General features: G+C 43.9%; 10 protein-coding genes. 5 read left to right on the forward strand and 5 right to left on the reverse strand.

The genetic code is table 11. From position 1 onward, the window contains the following. Positions 1-95: 95 nt before the first annotated feature. Entirely contained in the window at positions 96-476 is a 381-nt protein-coding gene (rbfA, locus tag AC1DFM_RS26305) for a 30S ribosome-binding factor RbfA (protein ID WP_477079747.1), read from the reverse strand. Between the two features lie 198 nt (positions 477-674). Between rbfA and AC1DFM_RS26310 the strand changes: the two genes are divergently transcribed. Together AC1DFM_RS26310 and AC1DFM_RS26315 are read left to right on the forward strand one after the other, a co-directional pair. After that, positions 675-2,507, forward strand: a complete 1,833-nt coding sequence (locus AC1DFM_RS26310; protein ID WP_477079748.1) for an ABC transporter ATP-binding protein — start codon at positions 675-677, stop codon at positions 2,505-2,507. A 216-nt stretch (positions 2,508-2,723) separates the two neighbouring features. Further along, entirely contained in the window at positions 2,724-4,229 is a 1,506-nt protein-coding gene (locus AC1DFM_RS26315) for a glycosyltransferase (RefSeq protein ID WP_477079749.1), read from the forward strand. A 74-nt stretch (positions 4,230-4,303) separates the two neighbouring features. Here the strand turns inward: AC1DFM_RS26315 and AC1DFM_RS26320 are convergent, their stop codons facing one another. Continuing rightward, complete coding sequence (locus AC1DFM_RS26320) at positions 4,304-5,371, reverse strand: TraR/DksA C4-type zinc finger protein (protein WP_477079750.1); 1,068 nt, start codon at positions 5,369-5,371, stop codon at positions 4,304-4,306. Positions 5,372-5,377: 6 nt separating this feature from the next. Continuing rightward, positions 5,378-8,704 carry an isoleucine--tRNA ligase gene (ileS, locus tag AC1DFM_RS26325; protein ID WP_477079751.1) on the reverse strand — a complete coding sequence of 1,109 codons (3,327 nt, stop codon included), beginning with the start codon at positions 8,702-8,704 and terminating at the stop codon, positions 5,378-5,380. A 255-nt stretch (positions 8,705-8,959) separates the two neighbouring features. Here ileS and AC1DFM_RS26330 point away from each other — a divergent pair, with 255 nt between their 5' ends. Further along, positions 8,960-9,424 carry a PepSY-like domain-containing protein gene (locus AC1DFM_RS26330; protein WP_477079752.1) on the forward strand — a complete coding sequence of 155 codons (465 nt, stop codon included), beginning with the start codon at positions 8,960-8,962 and terminating at the stop codon, positions 9,422-9,424. A gap of 503 nt (positions 9,425-9,927) precedes the next feature. On the opposite strand, the gene AC1DFM_RS26335 is transcribed toward AC1DFM_RS26330, so the two are convergent. Further along, positions 9,928-10,851 (reverse strand): helix-turn-helix domain-containing protein, encoded by a 924-nt coding sequence (locus tag AC1DFM_RS26335; protein WP_477079753.1) that lies wholly within the window; start codon positions 10,849-10,851, stop codon positions 9,928-9,930. A 223-nt stretch (positions 10,852-11,074) separates the two neighbouring features. Here AC1DFM_RS26335 and AC1DFM_RS26340 point away from each other — a divergent pair, with 223 nt between their 5' ends. Together AC1DFM_RS26340 and gyrB are read left to right on the forward strand one after the other, a co-directional pair. Next, positions 11,075-12,712: a hypothetical protein gene (locus tag AC1DFM_RS26340; protein ID WP_477079754.1), complete on the forward strand. Its 1,638-nt coding sequence runs from the start codon at positions 11,075-11,077 to the stop codon at positions 12,710-12,712. Positions 12,713-12,835: 123 nt separating this feature from the next. Next, a complete protein-coding gene (gyrB, locus tag AC1DFM_RS26345; RefSeq protein ID WP_477079755.1) occupies positions 12,836-14,818 on the forward strand; it encodes a DNA topoisomerase (ATP-hydrolyzing) subunit B in 1,983 nt (660 codons plus the stop codon). A gap of 77 nt (positions 14,819-14,895) precedes the next feature. On the opposite strand, the gene AC1DFM_RS26350 is transcribed toward gyrB, so the two are convergent. Then, positions 14,896-16,116, reverse strand: a complete 1,221-nt coding sequence (locus tag AC1DFM_RS26350) for a tetratricopeptide repeat protein (RefSeq protein WP_477079756.1) — start codon at positions 16,114-16,116, stop codon at positions 14,896-14,898. Positions 16,117-16,121 lie beyond the last annotated feature (5 nt).

Consider the following 16,121-nt stretch of genomic DNA (forward strand, 5'->3'; position numbering starts at 1 on the left):
TTTCAGATTTTTTGATGTTGGAGTATAGTTTTCGGGAGATATTAAACTACCGGGAACAACTGCCAACATCAAAAAATTCGCGGGTCCGGCATAATTTATTTATTGCCATCCTTAATATTTGCATCATCTTCCTTGATCTTTTTAAACAACTCCTCCATCTTGAAAACATAGTCCAGTGTGTCGTCTAAAAAGAAACTCAACTCAGGGATTCTGCGCAGTTGCTTGCCCAGTCCCATACCCAGGGCTTTCTTTATTTCACCCATTCTTTCCTTGATACGCTCCAGCATCTCTGCAGGCGCTTTTATCTGAAACATGCTCAGGTATACCTTCGCTTCCAACAGATCCGGCGTCATTTTTACGGCAGCAACAGATATCATTCCTCCTTCTACCACATTAAACCCCATCCGCTGAAGAATACCACTTAGTTCCTGTTGCACTAATTGTCCTATTTGCTTCTGCCTTTTAGTTTCCTGCATCTCATTCAATTTTAATCGTTAATAAAATGGGGGCCCCTGTACGATAATAACGTTTTTACAGCACAGCGCCAAACCATAACGGGCTGCCCAACAGCCCGCTAAATGCGAAATTAACCTTTTCCTGCAAAGAATCGTGGCAATTAGCCACCGGCATATAGTATTTATACTATTTTTGCAGGCAGTTTAAAAGCAAGAAGAATGAAGACATTCAAGCGATTATTGAAATTTGCCACCCCATTACATCATTATTTACCTGAATATGTTATATATACTTTGATCGGTATTATATTCGGTATGGTCAATTTTGCCATGCTGATACCACTATTGACGGTTATTTTTAACCAGGTAGACGAAGTCCCCAAGGTAGTAGCACAGCCACATTTCACCTTTTCCATCAATTATTTTATAGACCTGTTCTACTACTATTTCTACGACTTTATCAAGGCCAGCGGCTCAAAACTAAGCGCTTTATACTTTGTATGCGCAGTGATTGGCGTATGTGTGATCATTGCCAACTTTGGCCGGTACATGAGTGCCCGGGTAATGGTACGCCTCAAAATGGTGGTGCTGTCCCGGTTACGGGTGCGCTTATACGAAAGATTTACAGAGCAGTCTCTTTCTTTTTACAGCGAACAGCAAAAAGGAGATCTGTTGTCTTCCATGACCAACGATGTGCAGGAAATTGAAAACAGTGTGATCAATGCCATTCAAACCCTCCTGCGCGACCCTTTTATTATCATTGGTTACTTCGCTGCATTATTTTATATCTCCGTAAAGCTGACACTGTTTACCATCGTTTTTTTCCCTATTTCCGGTTTACTGATTTCCTATGTTTCCAAAAAGCTGAAGTTAAAAGGTAAGTTCAGCCAGGATCTGTTGGGAAAAATTCTTTCTGTTACGGAAGAAACACTCGGCGGAATAAGGATTATACAGTCTTTCACAGCAGAACGGTTTATGAAAAATAAATTCGGAGACGTCAATAACCGGTTCGTAAAAGTCAGCAAATCCATGTACAATCAACGGGAACTGGCATCTCCTATCTCTGAAATACTGGGAGTAATAGTGATTATCATCCTGGTGATTTATGGCGGATCATTGGTACTTTCCGGCAGCGAACTACTTACTGGCGCTACTTTCATGACTTATCTGGTTTTCTATTCCCAGATTATGACACCCGCTAAAAACGTATCCACCTCCATTACTACCATACAAAGAGGAATGGTATCCAGTGAACGGATATTCAAAATACTGGATGCACCCGTAACCATTGAAGAAAAGCCTCAGGCGCAGTCTATCGGGGAATTTAACAACAGCGTTGAATTCGATAACATCTCCTTTAAATACGAACAACAGTATGTGCTCAAAGACATTCAACTTCGCATTAATAAGGGACAAATGATTGCACTGGTTGGACGTAGCGGTGCAGGGAAATCCACGATGGCCGACCTTTTACCACGTTTTTATGATGTAAATAAAGGCGCCATTCGTATAGACGGTAAAGATGTACGCGATCTCAAAATAAAGGATCTCCGTGGCTTGATTGGCGTAGTATCACAGGAAGCAATTCTGTTTAATGATACCGTGATCAATAATATTGCATTTGGTCAGCTCAACCCCGACAGAGAGGCCATTATAGCCGCTGCTAAAATTGCCAATGCCCACGAATTCATTGAACAACTGGAGCAGGGTTATGATACTTCCATTGGCGATCGCGGGCTGAAACTCAGTGGGGGGCAACGTCAGCGGCTTACCATTGCAAGAGCGATCTTCAAAAATCCACCTATCCTCATTTTGGATGAAGCTACTTCTGCGTTGGATACCGAATCTGAAAAACTGGTACAGGCGGCACTGGATAAATTAATGCAAAACCGCACCACTATTGTGATTGCGCACCGTTTAAGTACCATACAACATGCCAATGAAATCATTGTCATGGACCAGGGAACAATCAAAGAACGCGGCACTCATGAACAATTGTTGCAGCAGCACGGCATCTATCACAAACTGGTGGAAATGCAGGAATTCAAATAAAGGAATCCTAACGTTTAAGCATATACGTAAACGAAGAAGGTCCCGCCAATGTGCGGGACCTTCTTCGTTTCGGGCAGTCTCCACGGGCGTTTCCAAAGTATTATCATTTCGAACTGCTCCGGTAACAGGTATGGTTTTTGTTATTATTGCGCCCTGACATGCCAATACCAGCTCTTTGCAGCACTATTTCTTAACCTTTTAACATAGCGAACTCCTATGATATCTATCGTAATTCCTGTATTAAACGAAGGTGCTACCATACGCCAGGTTATTAAAACCGTAAAAAAAACATCCCGCAAAATTGAGATCATCGTAGTGGACGATAATTCCATTGACAATACTGTAGAAGAAGCCATGAAAGAGCAGGTAAGAGTGATTACCAGCAGCCAGCGCGGCAAGGGGATTTCCATGCGCGAAGGAATGATGGCGGCTAAACATGATATTATCGCTTATGTTGATGGTGACATTCTCACCTACCCCGACAATATTGTAGACCTCTTAACTGGTCCTATTGAGAAAGATGAAGCTGACTTCGTCAAATCCTATTTTGAACGGCAGGCAGGCAGGGTCACCCAATTGGTGGCCAAGCCACTGCTAAGTATCTTATACCCGGAGTTGTCGCACTTTCAGCAGCCACTCAGCGGTATGATTGCAGCGCGAAAATCATTTCTGTCGCGTGTGCATTTTGAAAATGATTATGGTGTAGATATCGGCCTGTTGATAGATATGCATCACCTGGGTGCACGCATCACAGAAGCCAATATCGGCAAAGTAGAAAACGCCATGCAAACGTGGGAACAGCTGAGCAAAATGTCGAGAGAGGTATCCCGCACTATTCTTCGCAAAGCAGAAAATATACCGCAGGAAAACCTGGAAACACTGGGGAATATCAACCTGATACGGGAACAAATGGAATATTCCATCCTGGAGTCTATTGATAAGTTACAGAAGATGGTCATCTTTAACCTGGACCACGCCGTATTTACGCAGAGCTATTTGCAATGGGCTGCTATTGCATTTGACCAGGAAGATGCGCTGCAGCAGATATTAGCGGAACGGCATGATGACGTTACCCGTATGCAATTAACCGCTACACTATTTGAAGGACGCAATATTGCTGAAATGCTGGAAGTAGCAGATGCCATTCCACTAGTACCTGGCATCCGGGAAATTGTACGGGAACTGAAGAAGCGGGGATATGCCTGTGGCCTTATTACAGAGGGTTATGGCACGGTAGCTCGTCATATAAAAAATAAGCTGGGAATGGACTTCGTATTCGCTAATAAACTACACCTGGTGAATAGCGTAGCTACTGGTGAATTTTCTGTTGCTGATTATTTTCTGAAAGAAGGAGTGTACAGCAAAAGCCATATGTTCCCGCATATTGCACAGCAATATCAAATTAACCGGCAAAATATCATTTATGTGGGCGATGGAAAGCACGACAGCAACTTGTTAGCGGAAGCAGGTATCGGCGTTGCGTTTTGTCCACAGTACCGTGGTGAAATTGTAGAAAAGGTTGCCGATAAGATTATCAGTGGGCTATCGCTGGCGCCATTGCTGGATATTGCACAAGCGGGTCCTGGTAAGTTCAGGTTACCGGCTATCAGTAAAAAACAAGCAAGGAAAATTGGGGTCGGTAGTTTGGTGGGGCTGGCAGGTGCGGGGTTGATTTACCTGGCCGTTCGTCAGTTGCGCAACAAAAAGCAGGCGGCCTGCTGAAACCTGATTACAGTGAAATAAAAAAGGCGCCCCTGCAGTTCGCGGGAGCGCCTTTTTGTTAGGTCTTATGCAGACTATTTACTTTTAGCCAATTTAGCTTCGATGCTCAATGTAGCGTGAGGAACAGCTCTGAGACGCGCCTTGTCTATGAGTTTACCGGTTACACGGCAAATACCATAGGTTTTGTTTTCAATACGCATCATAGCTTTTTCCAGGTGGTCGATGAACTGAATCTGACGGCTGGCCATTTGGTTCAGCTGCTCTCTTTCCTGGGAGCCGCTACCATCTTCCATGCTCATGTATTTGTTTTCAGTATCATCAGTACCAGCTTCATCTTTACGAGTGATTAAGCCTTGCAGGTAGATGAGCTCCTTTTTAGCTGATTCCAGCTTCTTTTGGATCAGTTCTCTAAATTCCTGAAGGTCAGCATCACTGTATCTGTATACTGGGCCGGTGGGCGTAGCTGGTTGATCCAGCACTGATTTGGTAAACTCGGGTTGATAAGTTACCAAAGTAGCTTTTCCACCTTTTTTCTCGGTTTTTTCCGTTTTTTCGGGTTTATCGGCTTTCTCGGGCTTCTCGGATTTTTCAGCTTTTACTGATTTCTCAGCTTTAACAACTGGTTTTTCAGCTGCTTTTTTTGAGGATTCTTTTTCCTTAGCAACTTCTACCTTAGTATCTGCTTTCTTTACTGCCATCGTTTTAAGTTCTTTTTCTTCTGACTTAGAAATAAATGGTTTCTTTTTTTCAGCGGAAACACTTTTCGTAACCACTTGCTGCTTTACAGCAGGCTCTTTTTTAACGGTCGATTTTGCAGGTACAGCAACGCTCTTGACGGATGTTAATTTACTGTTTGGTAAGGCAGAAGCCTTTTTTACGGCTGCTTTAGGCGCCACGGGGGCGACTTTTTTAGCGGTACTTTTGGCTACCACGGCTTTTCCGGCTGCTGGTTTTGCTGCTGCTTTAGGGGCCGCCTTTGCAGGGGCGACTTTTTTCGCAGCGGCTTTCTTAGGCGCTGGTGCGGCTTTTTTTGCGGGAGCAGGTTTAGCAGTTTTTTTTGCTGCCGGAGCCTTTGCCACCGTTTTTTTCACCGGAGCGGCCTTTTGGGTCGTTTTACTAGCAACCTTCTTTTTTGTTGCCATGGGGGATTAGCTTTTTTTGTTAACTAATACATTAAATTTAAGGTCATTCACCTCTATTTCTGTACCATCGTGCAATCTCTCCACTAATTCCAGGCTATCTGCCAAAATTTCCGTGCAAATATAGTCATTATAGTTCACAATGGCCGATTTGAGCGTCTCCACGCTTTCAACGGCAACACTGATTCTATCTGTTAAAGCAAAGTCACTATCCTTACGGATTTTCTGTATCCGGTTTACCAGTTCGCGGGCGTTTCCTTCGTCCTGCAACTGAGGAGTAATAGTAATGTCAAGCGCTACCGTTAAAGCGCCTTTATTAGCTACTGTCCATCCCGGAATATCTTCGGAAATGATCTCAACATCAGAGAGTTGAATTTGCACTTGCTCTCCTTCTACAACCAGGTTGAAATGGCCGTCGCGTTCTATGGTGGCAATATCTGTCTCCGTGAACCCGCCGATAACGGCAGCTACAGATTTCATCTTTGCACCCATTTTACCACCAAGCGACTTGAAGTTCGGCTTAATCTTTTTCTTGATAAAACCTTCCGTTTCCGTAAGATAATCAATCCCTTTGACATTCACCTCACTTTTTATCAAGTCTGCTACCTTTTCCATTTGCTCCTGTATCCGAACATTGGTTACCGGAATTAAAATTTTCTGTAACGGCTGACGAACCTTGATATTCACCTTCTTACGCAAGGATAATACCAGTGATGAAATATCCTGGGCCAACTGCATTCTTTCTTCCAGATCTGCGTCAATAGCTTTCTCGTCGGCTACCGGGAAATCAGTATGGTGGATAGAAGCCGCCTTGTTACGCCCGCTTACACTGTTCAGGTTATTAAATAACCAATCGGTGAAAAATGGGGAAACCGGGGCCATCAATTGTGTAATTTTTTCCAAACATTCATATAATGTCTGGTAAGCGCTGATTTTATCGTGCTCATATTCTCCCTTCCAGAACCGGCGACGGCAAAGACGCACATACCAGTTGCTCAGTTGCTCATCCACAAAACGTTCGATCGCTCTGCCCGCCTGGGTAGGCTCGTAATCATCGAAGCTGGCAGTAACATCCTTCACCAGGGTGTTTAATACCGAAATGATCCAACGGTCAATTTCCGGACGCTCTTCTAACGGAATATATGCCTCCTTGAATGTAAAGTTATCAAGATTGGAATACATAGCAAAGAAGTTATATGTATTGTACAGGGTACCAAACAACTTACGCTGTGCTTCGCCAATACCTTTTACATCAAACTTCAGACTATCCCATGGAGACGCATTGGTGATCAGGTACCAGCGGGTAGCATCTGCACCATATTGCTCAATGGTGTCAAATGGATTCACCACGTTACCGAGGCGCTTACTCATTTTATTACCATTGCTATCCAATACTAAACCATTGGATACCACAGTCTTATATGCAACTTTATCAAAAAGCATTACACCCAGTACATGGAGGGTGTAAAACCAGCCACGGGTCTGGTCTACTCCTTCTGCGATAAAATCAGCAGGGAAAGATTCCCCTTTTTCTATTAATTCTCTATTCTCAAACGGATAATGCCACTGTGCATAAGGCATGGCACCACTGTCAAACCAAACATCCACCAGATCAGGTTCACGACGCATTGGTTGGCCGGAATCACTTACCAGTATGATCTCATCTACATAAGGTTTATGCAAATCCAGAATACCTTCGTGCAGGTACGACTTATTCACATCTCCTCCTAATACTTCACTTGCTTTGCGGATCTCCGCATTCAATTCCTCAATTCCACCAATACATTTCTCTTCGCTGCCATCTTCTGTACGCCAGATCGGTAACGGTGTTCCCCAATACCGGCTGCGGCTGAGGTTCCAGTCGACCATATTTTCCAGCCAGTTCCCAAAACGACCGGTTCCGGTAAACGCCGGCTTCCAGTTAATAGTCTTATTTAATTCCACCATTCTATCCTTCATGGCGGTGGTTTTAATAAACCACGCATCCAGCGGATAATATAAAACTGGTTTATCAGTACGCCAGCAGTGAGGATAAGTATGTTCGTATTTTTCTACTTTGAAGGCACGGTTTTCTTTCTTCAGTTTTACCGCAATATCCACATCCACATCTTTATACTCAGGATCATCCTTGTAGTTCTTCACGAATCTACCGGAAAACTCACCCACGTTATCTGTGAACTTACCTTCTCTATCTACCAGTGTTAAAATACCGATGTTGTTCTTTTTACCTACGCGGTTATCGTCCGCACCAAACGCAGGCGCCGTGTGTACGATACCAGTACCATCTTCAGTAGTGACAAAATCTCCCAGGATAACACGGAAAGGATCTCCCTCTTCAGGCTGTGCAAATGGCAACAGTTGCTCGTAGCGGATATTTTCCAGTTGGCTGCCTTTAAAGCTGCTCAGTATTTTCCATGGAATTACTTTATCGCCTTCTTTATAGGCATCGAAGTCTGCATTTTCTCCTTCAGGCTTAAAATACTTACCCAGCAATACTTTCGCCATTACTACATTCACCGGAAGGTGAGTGTATTGGTTGAAAGTACTTACCAGCACATATTCTATATTAGCTCCAACGGTTAATCCCAGATTGGAAGGTAATGTCCATGGGGTGGTAGTCCAGGCGAGGAAAAACACCTCAATGCTACCGGCAGCATCAAAAAGGAATTGAGAATTATCCGCCTGTAACGCTTTAAACATGGCCACTATAGTAGTGTCCTTTACATTCTTATAGGTACCTGGCTGGTTTAATTCTGCCGAGCTCAAACCTGTACCGGCAGCGGGGGAGTAGGGTTGGATACTCACGCTTTTATACAGCAAACCTTTTTTATACAGGGTTTGCATAGCCCACCATAAGGTTTCTATGTATTTATTCTCAAAGGTGATGTAGGGATCTTTCAAATCAACCCAGTAACCCATCTTACGGGTCAGGTCATCCCATTTATCTTTATATTTCAGTACTTCTTTACGGCAGGTTTCATTATAGTCTGCAATAGAGATTTTGGTACCAATATCTTTTTTAGTAATTCCCAGCATTTTTTCCACGCCCAGTTCAACCGGCAACCCGTGGGTATCCCAGCCTCCTTTACGTTTTACCTGGAAACCACGCATGGTTTTATAACGGCAAACGAGGTCTTTTAACGTACGTGAAATAACATGGTGAATGCCCGGCAAACCGTTGGCGCTTGGGGGACCTTCATAAAACACAAAAGGAGTGGCGCCTTCGCGCACTTCCACACTTTTTTCAAAAGTCTGGTACTGCTCCCAGTGCTGGAGTATATCTTTCTCGATCTGAGGTAAATTCAACTGGTTATATTCCTGATATTTGCTGGACATAAAACAATTCCCCGCCCTTTGATGTTATTTAGACAATAATTGATTAAAATTGTGCGAAGTTAAGAAAATACACTGGCTCCTAAAGGGAGAAGTTTACTAAAAACAAGCCTTTTTGAATATTTTTTATTGTTTTTTTCGTAATTTGCAATAAAGAGTATATAAATTACGTTTTTGGCATTGTTTTAGCGTATTTGCCAGGAAGATTAGAAAAACCTAGTAGTTAAATTTAACCCAACGGAAAAAACCATATCGAATATGAAAAAGTTGACGTTAATTTTTTGCGCGGTTCTATTCACTTCCGGCATAACTTTTGCACAGCAAAAAAAATCAATTAAAAAAACAAAAGTAGTTGCTAAAACGGTGCAAGCACCTGAAGCAGTTAAAAGTTCTTTTGATCAGAATTTTGCGGGAACAACAGCTGCCAAGTGGACGAAGACAAGTGCAGGACATTGGACAGCAAGTTTCCAAAAAGACAATATAAACACTATTGCAGAGTATGATGCGGATGGCAAATGGATTGCCACAAGAAGCGCTTATGATGCTCAAACTCTTCCGGAATCAGTGTCTGGTACACTGAAAACAAAATATCCGGCAGCAACCATAAAAGATGGCTGGAAAATTGAGAGATCAGATGTAGCTTCATACTACAAAATAAATATTCAGGACAACGGTACAGATAAAGCAGTGTTATTGAACGAAGCAGGTACCATTACTGAATAACACAAACACGTATTTCATAGGTATAGGGATAAATAGGACAGACCCTGCTCTTTTGGGCGGGGTTTTTCATTTTATATCTTCATCACGTCTTCCCTGGGACACAATAGCTCTGCCATTTTGCACCTGCTGTCATGAAAATATTTCACAAAAAAAAGTCGCCCGCAAAAGCGAACGACTTTATAAAAATCTGGTAGAAACTTTTCTGGCAAGATGCACTTAACTTCAATGGTGTTTGATATTTCATGCAAGTACATTTATGGCTTTACTTACTTTTGCCAGCAAAGCTTCTCCCATGGTCAAATCTAATAAGGAAGCTTATAGGAAGTGCAAATGGATATTTGCTTATCGTGCTACAAAGAAACACCTATATTTTATCTTCCACTTTTCAAATCGGGAAAACAAATGATCGAAAAAGGAAAATACATAAAGTTCCTTTACAGCAGCGGATTTACCGATACCATCTCCCTATAAATTATTCAGAAAAGTAAACGAATAGCGGCGTATTAACGCAACAGCAATTCACACGGCTTCAGACCGGTGTGCTTTTTAAAAGCAGTAGAGAAGTGAGAAATACAGGAATACCCCATCAACATAGCTACCTCTGAAACAGACATGCCTTTTTCATACAAGAGGCCTTTGGCTTTTTCCATTCTTTCTTTCTGGAAGTAGTCATATATAGTAGTACCATACATGGCCTTAAAACCTTTTTTCAGGTAACATTCATTCATAGCCACCCGACGCGCCAGATCCCTGATGGTAATAGGCGAATCCAATTGTTCCAGCAGAATGCTGCGGGCATTTTCTATTTTTTCGCGGTCTTCCAGGTGAGTCAGGAAGCGGCAACCATAGCGTTCATCGGTATCATTCTGCATAAACTGGTCGGAGCTGTATAACAACAGATCCAGCGCCCGGCTTTGCAGGAATATATTTTTCAGAATGCCCTCATAATCGTGATGCACCATGGTTTCCAGTACAGACTTTGATTTTGTACATGGTTGAATGGTTTTCACGAAAGGCTTTTGCGACTGATTTTCGAACAAAGAGAAAGTAGTGGTGCCTTTCTGCAATGATTGTATGAAGGCTGGCTGGAAACGCACACTGATAACGTCTACAGAGGGAACCCGATCTACGCAGGCCTCTTTATTGCCTTCTACACAAAGTTGATCCGTACAGGACGGATTTTTACAATATTTGCTGCCGGCCACACAGTACCGCAGTTCGATAGCAGCAGACTGGCCTCTTTTGGCGGGTTGATATATCACCATCGCCACATCTTCTACGGGCAACGGCTTATCATAGGTAAAACGCTGTAAAGTAAAGTCCAGGCAATCAGGGACCAACACGCTATCCTGCTCCGCCAGTTGTAGCTGGTCGCTCATCGCTGGCTGCGGAATGGCTAATGACAATATTTCCTGTATTTCTTTCACTTTAGCTATTTTTTTAATGCCGTGCTGTTATCGAAGTCACAAATTTAGGGATTCATTTTTTAAACAAATACGTTTTTGACAATACACTTACAATGCCACTGGACCATTTAATGCCTGCCAACCGGCTGCAGTGCCCCATAGCAGAACTTATTGGTATAAATTTCGTTTATGCTTTACAGATATGGCCCTAAAAGGATTTAACATACGCAGACTCCTAAAAATCGTGTTGATCACGTTCGGTATACTGACTTTATTGGTGATGGCCACCGGCTGGTACCTCAACCGTTATTGGAACAAGCTGTTGAAACAGGAACTACAGGGCTATGTAACGGATCTATCTGATAGTCTTTATACCATCAAATTCCAGGACCTTCGGCTGGACGTACTCTCAGGTAGCCTCGTGCTGGAAAAGGCGGTCATGATGCCCGACACCACTATCTACCAGCGGCTGCTAGCTCAACAACGGGCCCCATCAGCGTTGTACACCATTAGTGTAGACAAAATAGCCCTCCGGTATTTCAAACCGTGGCGATATTTCATCGGAAAAGAATTCAATGCCGCCGTTCTTACAGTGAGTAGCCCCAGCATCGTGATGGAGCAAAATGCCACTGTCAGAGATACCAGTGCGCCTAAAACGGCGTATGAACATATATCAGCCAAGATGAAGTCCATTTTCATCGGCAAGCTAACATTGGACAGTACCAATTTTAAATACATTTTTACGCGGAAAGATTCTTCCCGCGTCATTCACCAATTTCACAATCTCCGCGTGCGCGTCAATGATTTTCTGATAGACTCCCTGGCGCTGGATGATCCTACCCGCTTTTTATATGCCCACAACTACGAAATCGGGATGAAAGATTATATGAATCGTACCAGGGACAGCCTTTACTGGTTGAATGTACGGGGAATCCGCTATGATGCGGCGTTACGTACCCTGCATATTGGCAGGTTTGAAGTGCAGCCCCGCTACGAAAAGGCCAACTTTCAACAAAAAACCGGGGTACAACAAGACCGCTTTGATATAGTATTGAATGATATCAGCCTGTACAACCTTAATCCGCGCCTGCTATTGCAGGAACAGCAAATATGGGCGCAGCGGGTCAACATCAGGGGAGGCAGTGTGGAGATATACCGGGATCGTACCTTGCCCATGCCACCAGGCAATAAGTTGGGCCAATTTCCCAGCCAACTGCTCCATAAGCTGAAGATTCCAGTGAGCTTAGATAGCCTGGTGGCCAATAACGTTAATTTACAGTACCTGGAAATGAATCCTGTTACCGGCCAATCCGGTCATATTAACTTCAGCCATGTACATGGGCTGTTCACCCATATTACCAATGTAGATAGCCTGGTGGCTAAAAACAGGCATATGGTGGCCAACTTTGACGCTGTTTTTATGCAAAGCGGGAAGCTCACCGCCAGGTTTGATTTCACGCTGAATGATAACGCCGGACACTTTGCCGTGTCGGGAGCACTGAAAAACATGAACGGCAAAGACCTGAATGTGGTGACCCAACCGCTTGGAAAAATCGAAATCCGTTCCTGTGATATCCAGGAATTACTCTTTCATATTAAAGGAGATGAGCGGAAAGCAGAGGGGCAGATAAAAATGCGTTACCAGCACCTGAAAATAGCCGTGCTTACACAAGATAAGGAGCAGCGACAATTTAAACGGAAAGGCCTGGCCAGTTTCCTTGCTAATACACTGATTATCAGAGAATCTAATCCCCTGGAAGGTGAAAAAGAACGTACGGCAACGGTGGTTTACCAACGGGACGTGCAGCGATCTTACTTTCACCTGGTGTGGAAAACTTTATTTACCGGGGTAAAAGACATAGCCGGCGCCGGAAATCTATAAAGATAAAATTGGCCTGTCCTCACCTCTTAAAAACAGGCATTCTTTTGTGGAAATAAGGCTTATTTTTCGTATTTTTGCATGATTGTCTACCGTTTTTATTTCTAATAGATTTTACACCAACATATGAGCGAAGAATTAGTGCAAGCACCCAGCCCCAGCAGCAACGGATATGATGCAGGGAGTATTCAGGTATTGGAAGGACTGGAAGCCGTACGTAAGCGTCCAGCCATGTATATCGGCGATATCGGCATTAAGGGACTTCACCACCTGGTTTATGAGGTGGTAGATAACTCTATTGATGAAGCCCTTGCCGGATACTGCAAAAACATTGACGTAACTATCCTGGAAGACAACTCTATCCGGGTAAAGGATGATGGACGTGGTATCCCCACCGGCATTATCCCTAAGGAAGGTCGTTCTGCACTGGAAGTTGTTATGACTGTACTCCACGCCGGTGGTAAATTTGACAAGAATACGTATAAGGTATCCGGAGGTTTGCACGGTGTGGGTGTAAGCTGCGTGAACGCCCTGAGTGACAAGTTATATGTAACAGTAGAACGTGAAGGCAAGTTATTTGAACAGGAGTATCACCGTGGCGTACCACAGTATGCTGTTCGCGAAATAGGCAACAGCGAAGTCACCGGCACTACTGTACATTTCAAACCAGATGGTGAAATTTTCAAGGAAACGACTTACAACCGCGAAATCCTCGCCGGCCGTTTACGTGAATTGTCTTACCTGAACCGTAAGATCAACATCACCCTGACCGATGAACGCGAAAAAGATGAAGCAGGCAACTTCTTCACCGAAAATTTCTATAGCGAAGGCGGTATCAAGGAGTTTATACAGATGCTCGATAAAAATGGTCGCCGTAACCCACTGTTACCAGCGCCTATTTATGTAGAAACACATGATCCTGCTTCCAACGTAGCAGTAGAAGTGGCATTGGTATATAATGATGCTTTCAGTGAAAACATCTTCTCTTATGTAAATAACATCAACACCATTGAAGGAGGTACGCACGTAGCTGGTTTCCGCCGTGCTATTACCCGCGTATTCAAATCTTATGGTGATAAAAATAAGATGTTTGAAAAATCGAAGGTAGAAGTTACCGGAGATGACTTCCGCGAAGGATTGAGCGCCATTATCAGCGTGAAAGTACCTGAGCCTCAGTTTGAAGGACAAACCAAAACCAAACTCGGTAACTCCGATGTAATGGGAGTGGTAGATAGTTCTGTAGCAGCTGTATTAGATGCGTTCCTGGAAGAAAATCCACGCGAAGCTAAAACGGTGATCAACAAGGTAGTATTGGCAGCGCAGGCACGTGAAGCAGCCCGTAAAGCACGGCAGCTGGTTCAACGTAAAAGCGTGATGACCGGTAGCGGTTTACCAGGTAAACTGGCCGATTGCTCCGACAACGATCCTACCAAATGTGAACTGTACCTTGTCGAAGGAGACTCCGCGGGTGGTACTGCCAAACAAGGCCGTAACCGTAACTACCAGGCTATTTTGCCATTACGTGGTAAGATCCTGAACGTAGAAAAAGCCATGGAGCACAAAATCTACGAGGATAACGAAATCAAAAACATCTTTACTGCATTGGGTGTAACCATCGGTACAGAAGAAGATGATAAAGCACTGAACCTTTCCAAACTGCGCTATCACAAGCTCATCATCATGACGGATGCCGACGTGGATGGTAGTCACATTGCGACATTGATCCTGACCTTCATTTTCCGTTACATGAAAGCGATGGTAGAACAGGGTTACGTGTACATTGCACAACCACCACTGTACCTCGTGAAAAAAGGAAAGGAACAAGTATACGCCTGGACAGAAGAACAGCGTAAAGCTGCTACTGTGAAATTAGCTGGCGGTGGTAAGGAAGACAGCGTTACCATTCAGCGTTATAAGGGTTTGGGAGAGATGAACGCAGAGCAACTGTGGGATACTACCATGAACCCTGAACATCGCACCCTGAAACAAGTAACCATTGAAAGCGCTGCAGAAGCAGATCGCGTATTCAGTATGCTGATGGGTGACGAAGTTCCGCCACGCAGAGCATTCATCGAATCTCACGCGAAGTATGCAAAGATCGATGCTTAATTACGTATATACGTTTAGGTTATAAACAGAAAAGGCTTCCGTAAACCGGAAGCCTTTTCTGTTTATAACAGCTTTTTTTATTTTTCTTTCGTCAGTATAAAATTCGCTAAAATCTGGTAGCCGAAGACGCCTATCAACATAACGGTAACGAATATATTAAATGGTTCGTTTGTCATAAAAGTAAAGCAGGTTCCCAATACTCCCAATGCCGCAAGTGCCAGCACATACCACTTTGTGAAATTACGGTACTTCTTTCCTTCGGCTACATATAGCCCGGCGGAAGGTAATAACATTACGCCGCTGCAAATACACAAGGCCAACAATCCGTTTATACCAGTGAGCAGGAATGCAACGCCTGTGAGTAGCGTGGCGCCCAGCAGGATACCTACAATATTGGATACCTTGGTTTGTTCCGGGCTCAAAGCATATCTGCCGTAGGGGTTCAGGCGAAGAAACAGGTTACTCACCGGTGTAATCAACCACGTAGAAACAGCAATCAACGCCAGTATTACATATAGCGGGAAATAATACTGATTAGCCACCTGCGTGAGCACAAAAATCGCAATGATAATTCCCCACTGCGTGCTTGCTTTCTGGCGACTCATAAAGAAAGAGTAATTCAGGAACTGCCGGTATAGCCAGTATTTTGCCTTCATGGCCTGTACCATGCCGTTGCGGGCCAGTTCATTATTGGGATCTATCTTCAAAGACTCTCTAAAATGCTCCAGCGCTTTGCGGTGATCGCGTACTTCCAGCCATTTCCAGCCAAGATTGGCGTGGGTATAGGCATTTTCCGGATTATGCTCCAGGGCTTCATGCAAATTGGAGAACGCTTCTTCTTTTCTGCCCAGGCTAAATAGTGCATGGGAGCGCAGATTCAAACAAACTTCATCTTCCGGATTCAATGCCAGGCCTTCTTCTGCTTTTTGCAGCGCCGCCTCATACTCCTTTTTATTCAGCAGTATCTGGCTCCACATGGCAAAATAATGCGCATAGCCGGGATTGATAGCTACCGCGCTGCTAATAGCACGGATAGCCTCGTTATATTGATTTTTAATGAAGGCAATTCTTGACTGCAGATACAAAAACCGGTCGTCGTAAGGGGCGAAGCTAAGGGTGTTAGCCGCTACCTGTTCTGCTTCCACGATATTGCCTGTTTCCAGGTAACAGATGGTAAGCAGGTAAAGGCCTTCCGTATCATGTGCATTGGTGCTCAGGTGCTGCCGCAAGGCAGTAAACGCATCATCGAAGCGACCTTGTTGTAACAAAATATGAGCGCGCTGAATTAATACAGCCATAAACG

Source organism: Chitinophaga sp. 05T412 (assembly GCF_056396465.1).

Excerpts from the sequence above, each read along its gene's own strand:
- AC1DFM_RS26350 (WP_477079756.1), bottom strand. The coding sequence starts at position 16,116 with ATGGCTGTATTAATTCAGCGCGCTCATATTTTGTTACAACAAGGTCGC.
- gyrB (WP_477079755.1), top strand. The coding sequence starts at position 12,836 with ATGAGCGAAGAATTAGTGCAAGCACCCAGCCCCAGCAGCAACGGATAT.
- AC1DFM_RS26315 (WP_477079749.1), top strand. The coding sequence starts at position 2,724 with ATGATATCTATCGTAATTCCTGTATTAAACGAAGGTGCTACCATACGC.
- rbfA (WP_477079747.1), bottom strand. The coding sequence starts at position 476 with ATGCAGGAAACTAAAAGGCAGAAGCAAATAGGACAATTAGTGCAACAG.
- ileS (WP_477079751.1), bottom strand. The coding sequence starts at position 8,704 with ATGTCCAGCAAATATCAGGAATATAACCAGTTGAATTTACCTCAGATC.
- AC1DFM_RS26330 (WP_477079752.1), top strand. The coding sequence starts at position 8,960 with ATGAAAAAGTTGACGTTAATTTTTTGCGCGGTTCTATTCACTTCCGGC.
- AC1DFM_RS26310 (WP_477079748.1), top strand. The coding sequence starts at position 675 with ATGAAGACATTCAAGCGATTATTGAAATTTGCCACCCCATTACATCAT.
- AC1DFM_RS26320 (WP_477079750.1), bottom strand. The coding sequence starts at position 5,371 with ATGGCAACAAAAAAGAAGGTTGCTAGTAAAACGACCCAAAAGGCCGCT.